Origin of the sequence: Sulfitobacter sp. (genome assembly GCF_036961165.1) — a bacterium.
Lineage (GTDB): Bacteria > Pseudomonadota > Alphaproteobacteria > Rhodobacterales > Rhodobacteraceae > Sulfitobacter.
The window spans coordinates 1-3,779 of record NZ_JBALVJ010000157.1; the positions used below are offsets into that span (position 1 = coordinate 1).

Genomic DNA, 3,779 nt, shown 5'->3' on the forward strand with positions numbered 1-3,779 from the left:
ATGCATCTTAGCCAAGCCGCAAAACTGTCCTAAAAAGCAGGACCACTTCAGACATCAACGCGCAGCCCCCCCGCGCTATGGTAGAGGCCCGCAAGCAACTGACACGTTTAGTCGTCATTGATGTCGGTGCAACGAATTTATCCTTCTCACTGTCTTGGTGTTGGACTAAACGGCTACGTATGCGTCCCAGAACAAATCTAAGATCATCCAATCGTAAACATAACCGCGACCAGAAAGTTGGTGCCCCAGCTTTTCTTTGGTGGATCGTCGGGGTGATTGCATTGGTTGAGTTCACGCTCAGCGCCGCAGACGCTGGTGTGATTGGAACACCTGAGTGGCGTTGGATTGCGTTCACGTATGGGGCCTTTTGGCAACCGCTGTTTGCTAACGACGTAGCGCCAATATTTTCAGGGCAAATCGTCACGATGTTTATTACATACGCTTTCCTACATGGAGGTATTGTACACCTCCTAATGAATAGTGTTGTCTTGCTCGCGCTGGGTAAGACTGTTGCTGGCCGCGTAGGGGCGAGAAAGACTATTTTTATCCTCTTCTTTTCAGCGATCGGAGGTGCTGCAGCCTTCGGGATAATTTCGACGAGCAGTGCTCCCATGATAGGCGCATCTGGGGCTGTTTTTGGATTGCTCGGTGTTTGGCAAGCATGGGACTATTACATGCGCCAGCAATCGAATCTCCCAGTGACCCCCGTTTTAAGCTCGGTCCTGGCCCTAGCTGTTGCGAACGTTATCCTTTCTTTTGTTATGAGCGGTGGATTGGCATGGGAAGCCCATCTTGGTGGTTGGTTAATTGGGGTCGGTGCGGCTTCAACTTTTGCCCGACCCTAGCGTGTACCTAGTCGGGGTTATAGGTTTGCCGCTGCCGCTCTCTGTGAGCTTTATCTACTCTTTTCCGCCCTAAGCGTTGAATGCTGCATGCGCCGCCAAGGTCCCAGATGAGCTCGGATCTGCAGTTCCCTGTCCGACCGGTCCAGATTCTGTCACACTCAATGCAACTAAGCCAGTAGCGTTGTAGAAACGTAAGTGGCGGGTTTGAATTAGTCTTTTGTTTGGATGGATTGAAAATCCTCGTGTCGGTGGTTCGATTCCGCCCCTGGCACCATTTAATTTATAAAAATATATATAATACAATAGCTTATTGCAGGTGAGTATTGTGTGGCCCCATTGGTAGCCCCATCGTGTGTTTTTGATGCTTTTACATTCCAAGACGTGCCGACCACCCGCCGAAACTCTTCTTACTATAATATAAAGTTTGTGAGGTGCCCCTGGCTTCTTAGCCGGTAAGCGTTGCATCTGATCTCCAGAATAGGGTCTTCCCCCATTGATATCCTGCGCCCGTATTGACGCTATGCGTCAATACGGGCGCAGGATATCTACTCCTGAATGCTTTCGAGATAGGCGAGCAGCCCAGCCAGCACGCGTGGCGTAGGCGTCATAATTCCGTCGAATTCCACAGGAACTAAATCCTCTGCCATCGCACCACCAAATTGCGGCATGACACGCGCAAGGTGCGCTTGCATAGGATCGCCGTAGATATAACTCAGCGCCCGCGCATCCGGAAAGGTGCCGCCGTTACGGCGGCTCAGAGTGGCTAAATTCGAAGGTGTCGTTGGCAACCCAGCCGCAAGGGGACCGTCACCATGCCCCCGCACTCCATGGCAAGACACGCAGTTGTCTGCAAAGAACGCTGCACCTTCAGTACGGTCGGGCATTGATAGCTCTTCAGTACAGGCCACTAACCCTACGGTCAGTAGTCCCGAACCCATGATACTCCAGATAGATGTGCGCATGTTGATCTCCTTCTCTCGTTTATTCTCACCCCTATGCGTCACTACCGCCATGATCCACATCAATCCGCCTGACGACAGTAAGGGGCAAGATCGAAAGGTCATTAGCTCCAAGAACCTTGAAGGTTGGAACCTCGCTGAGGTGATGCGGGACAATCCAAACCTAGCACTAATGCTCATACGGGTAATTTTTCTCTTTGCGACTTTAAGCATCTGACCCCCATCGACGGGATATTTTTGATATTTAAAAAACCCGTAAATCAGAACGGCTCAAGTGCAACGCCCACCCTTCAAGACACTTCAATCGAAAAGCCTGCGTTGCGAAAAGGGCCAGGGGTAAGGTGAGGCCCAGATCAACGTGCTCTGGGGCCATCGTATCGATGGACCAAAGGCCAATCATGCACTAACTCCCAATTTGGGCCACTCAAGTGTGGCTGCTCAGTTCGCTTTGTTCCGTCATTGGTCGTCTACCACTCGTTGGTGATCCTTCTACAGGGGTGAGCACGTTGAGGTTCATGCGGGCGGGGGATCTGTGCAGCAAAGCCGCCCCCTTGTCCTGGGACTCCGCACTGAATGCGGGCGATATCGTTGCCTATAGTTCCGTCGCAATGTAATGTCTGTCCCAGAAAGCGATCAGAGAGGGAATTCGAGGCAACAAAGGAGAGAAAACCCCTTCATAGAATGTTAGGCATTAGGGATGCTGCGCCGCACTTAAACGGCAGCTTTGGGCTGGAACAGCAGCCATTAAGCGTGATTTGCGTGAAGAACAGCTTGGGGCCGTCAATCGCCGCTAAGCGTTTTAGCCTTTTTGTAGGTTTCGCGGTGCCAGACATAAAGCCCTGCTCCCGCGATCACACAACTGCCGAAGACTGTCCAGAAATCTGGTATTTCCGCGAAAAACACGAACCCCCAGAACGCCGCAAATGCCAGCCCTGAATAGGAATAGGGTGCCAACATCGCCGCTTCACCTTGCGAAAACGCCCGGATCAAGGCCAGTTGTCCAATCGTTCCGGCCAGCGCGATGACGATCATCAAGGCAAAACCAGCCATGTCTGGAGATTGCCATTGGAAGGGAACCGCAAGGCTGAGCAAAACGGTTCCTACCAGTCCAGTGTAAAAGAGCGACGTCCATACATCTTCGTCGGCTCCAACACGCCGGGTTAGCAATGCGTAACCGGAGTAGCATGCGGCGGCCGCCAGTGGTAACAATGCGGACAGGTTGAAGACATCGCTGCCAGGGCGCATGACAATCATGGCTCCCACCAACGCCACTGCGATCCCCGCAACGCGTCGTAGACCAAGAGGCTCGCCAAGAAAGATCGCAGCTCCCAGGGTGATAAGAACGGGGTTTGTCGACATCAGCGCGGCGGCGTCTGTCAGGGGTATAAAACTCAAACCGGTAAAAAAGAATGCGGTCGCGCTCATCAGCAGTATTGACCGCAAGAGCTGCAGGCGCGGATATCGCGTGCGTACCACCTGTTTGAGACGCGGCAGGACCAGAACAAGAACCAACAGCATCTGTCCAGCATAACGCGCCCAAAGGGCTGGAAGAACGCCAACGCTGGGTGCCAGTGCCTTGACCGCTACATCCATAATCGAAAAGCAAAAAATGGCGCTTATCATCAGTTGAATTGCACGATTTTGCTGCTTCATACGGCATTCCTCTGAAGAATGCCCAATCCTTCATCTTGGTGCTGATGTGAGGGCCAAGCGAACCGGCTGCTTCTCAGCAAAACTTCTGCACCTTCTTAACAGGGACGAGATTGAAAAATATTTTAGAGAACAAAATCTACAAGACATGTAAAAGCAGCAACAGCATAGCTTGACCAGAACATATGTTACTATCCATGCTGGTAATGCAAAGCCATTCTGCAAACCAAGTGCGGAACTTGTTGCTACCGATGAAGCCAAAACGCATCCATGTCAATCGCAGAGCAATAATGGGCCAAGTCGCGGCGAAAAAAGGGGCCCTTCG

3 protein-coding genes are annotated in these 3,779 nt (G+C 51.9%); 1 reads left to right on the forward strand and 2 read right to left on the reverse strand.

Annotation, left to right across the window (positions count from 1 at the left end; genetic code table 11):
• Nucleotides 1-272: 272 nt before the first annotated feature.
• Nucleotides 273-845 carry a rhomboid family intramembrane serine protease gene (locus tag V7730_RS22410; protein ID WP_335749771.1) on the forward strand — a complete coding sequence of 191 codons (573 nt, stop codon included), beginning with the start codon at nucleotides 273-275 and terminating at the stop codon, nucleotides 843-845.
• 545 nt (nucleotides 846-1,390) lie between these two features.
• On the opposite strand, the gene V7730_RS22415 is transcribed toward V7730_RS22410, so the two are convergent.
• Entirely contained in the window at nucleotides 1,391-1,807 is a 417-nt protein-coding gene (locus V7730_RS22415) for a c-type cytochrome (protein ID WP_335749772.1), read from the reverse strand.
• A 777-nt stretch (nucleotides 1,808-2,584) separates the two neighbouring features.
• A complete protein-coding gene (locus V7730_RS22420) occupies nucleotides 2,585-3,457 on the reverse strand; it encodes a DMT family transporter (protein ID WP_335749773.1) in 873 nt (290 codons plus the stop codon).
• Between the last annotated feature and the right edge of the window lie 322 nt (nucleotides 3,458-3,779).